4 protein-coding genes are annotated in these 2,114 nt (G+C 69.4%); all 4 read right to left on the bottom strand.

The window, feature by feature from the left end; all coding sequences use genetic code 11:
• Positions 1-619, bottom strand: a 619-nt coding sequence (locus tag SSOG_RS04220; RefSeq protein WP_009712966.1) for a YigZ family protein, incomplete at its 3' end; no start/stop codon positions are given.
• Between the two features lie 20 nt (positions 620-639).
• Positions 640-936, bottom strand: a complete 297-nt coding sequence (locus SSOG_RS04225) for a hypothetical protein (RefSeq protein WP_245606218.1) — start codon at positions 934-936, stop codon at positions 640-642.
• 126 nt (positions 937-1,062) lie between these two features.
• Positions 1,063-1,470, bottom strand: a complete 408-nt coding sequence (locus SSOG_RS58320; RefSeq protein ID WP_110092149.1) for a helix-hairpin-helix domain-containing protein — start codon at positions 1,468-1,470, stop codon at positions 1,063-1,065.
• A gap of 373 nt (positions 1,471-1,843) precedes the next feature.
• A partial coding sequence (locus SSOG_RS04230; RefSeq protein WP_039936527.1) for a hypothetical protein occupies positions 1,844-2,114 on the bottom strand: 271 nt, incomplete at its 5' end.

The raw sequence follows: 2,114 nt of genomic DNA on the forward strand, positions 1-2,114 counted from the left end.
CTTCGTATGCCTCGCCGCCCAGTTCCAGTCCGGCCGTCCCCGCGGTGGCGTCCGCGAGCCAGCCGCGGAAGGCCGCCACGTCCGCCTCGGGCAGCCCCACCTCGATGGTCACCGCCTCCGCGTACCGGACGTCCCGTACCACCCGGCCCGTCGCGCGCAGGTCGTTCTCCAGCTTCCCGGCCCGCTGGTGGTCGACGGTGACGGTCGCCAGCCGGAACCGCCGGCGGGTGACGGTGCCCAGCGCGTCCAGCGCCTCGCCGACCGCTCCGCCGTACGCGCGGATCAGCCCGCCCGCGCCGAGCTTCACGCCCCCGAAGTACCGGGTGACCACGGCCACCACGTACCGCATCTCCCGGCGCACCAGCATCTGGAGCATCGGTACGCCCGCGGTGCCGCCCGGCTCCCCGTCGTCGCTCGCCTTCTGTACGTCGCCGTCGGCGCCGATGACGTAGGCGTAGCAGTTGTGGTTGGCGGTGGGGTGTTCCTTGCGGACGCGCTGGATGACCTCCTGGGCCTCCTGCTCGGTCGCGGCGGGCGCGAGCGTGCAGAGGAAGCGGGACTTGTTGATCTCGACCTCGTGCACGTCTTCGCGCGCGACCGTCCGGTACTGCTCCTGCATGCGGCCAGCCTACGCTGCGGCTACCCTGCGGTTTCTTCGCCGGGCGTGGCCAGGAGTGCGGCGTGGGCGGCCGCGGTGAGCACCGCCGCGGCGAGGGCCCATGAGATCCAGTTGCCCGGGTCGGGCAGCCACTGCCTGCCCAGTGCGACCGGGTAGATGACCGCCGCGTAGACGGCGGGGACGGTGTGCCGCACGATCCCCTTTCTGGCGGCGCCGAGGAACAGGGGCGGCGCCAGCAGCCCGGCGGTGAACACCACGCCCACGACCCACAGCGCGCGGTGCCGCCGGCTGGTGTACATGGGGGTGGCGGAAGACACGGGTAAAGGGTTCACGGTCACCTCTCGGCGGTCGGTGTATGGGTCATGGGCATGGGCACGGATCGACCATTTGGCCGATTTCTCACTCCCCGAACTCCAGTTCCGATGAAATGTTCGAGGCGGTCGCTAACCGCCCGGTTCGGAGCGGAGACAGCTGAGCGCACGCCGTGCGCTCGCGGCTCCGATTCCCTCCAGATCGCGTAACTCCTGGGCGGTGAGACTGGACAACCGTTCGACACTGTCGACACCGGCGCGCAGCAAGGTGTTGGCCAGCCGATGCCCGAATCTGTCGTGTCCCAGTACGTCGAAGAGTTCGCCGCCTTCGCATGAACAACCGGCCTCCCGGGCCGGCGTCCCCGGCCCCTTTTCCCGTACGCGGCACGCGGAGCACACATCGATCACCTGGCCATCCCGGAGGGTCCTGTCCCAGCTCAGCGGGACCATCGCCGCTCGCGCCGCGTTCACGGTGTCGGCCGCGTCGGATGTACAAGTGGCGCCACAGATGTCACATCGAATGGTGATCGAATGACTCATGCGAGCATGATGGCAGACCAGGCGCCAACCGGCTTTGCACACCGATACTTTGCGACGCCCCGGCCCTCCCCAGCATTCCCCGGATCTCACGCGTCCCACCCCCGAAACCGTGGTACTCGGCGAAATGCTGCCCACCGGCACATGCGTTTCTCACGGTTCCTTCATTACAAATGCGACTGTTACAGCGCCCGGAGGAGTGAAAACGTGAGCCGACAGTGGACAGCGCAGAGTCCGGGGGGATGCGCGCGCTGGGCGTAGGAAGCGTGAGGAAGCGTCTCCATTCCTTCGGATGAGGCAGATGAGACGCCCCACTCCCCAGCGGTCACACCCCCTTGATGCCTGCCGGGTGCTGTCACGGAGCCCTGTCCGGGGCTCACTTGACCGACAACGGGAACGGCTGGGTGATGACGATCAACGCCACTGGGGACGGTACGCCCGACGCGAAGGGCCGCCGGAAGCGTGGATGGCGCGTGTCCGCGGCCGTGGGCCTGGCGGCGGTGCTGACCGGCGGGGGCATCGTGGCGTTGCAGTCGACCGGATCATCCGCGCCCGGCGGCCGCTCGGCGCCCGCGGCGAACGTCGCCTCGCACACCGGGCCGCTGACCTCGAAGGAGACCCGGGAGGCGTCCCGGATCGCCGTCGGG

Source organism: Streptomyces himastatinicus ATCC 53653, from assembly GCF_000158915.1.
Taxonomy (GTDB): domain Bacteria; phylum Actinomycetota; class Actinomycetes; order Streptomycetales; family Streptomycetaceae; genus Streptomyces; species Streptomyces himastatinicus.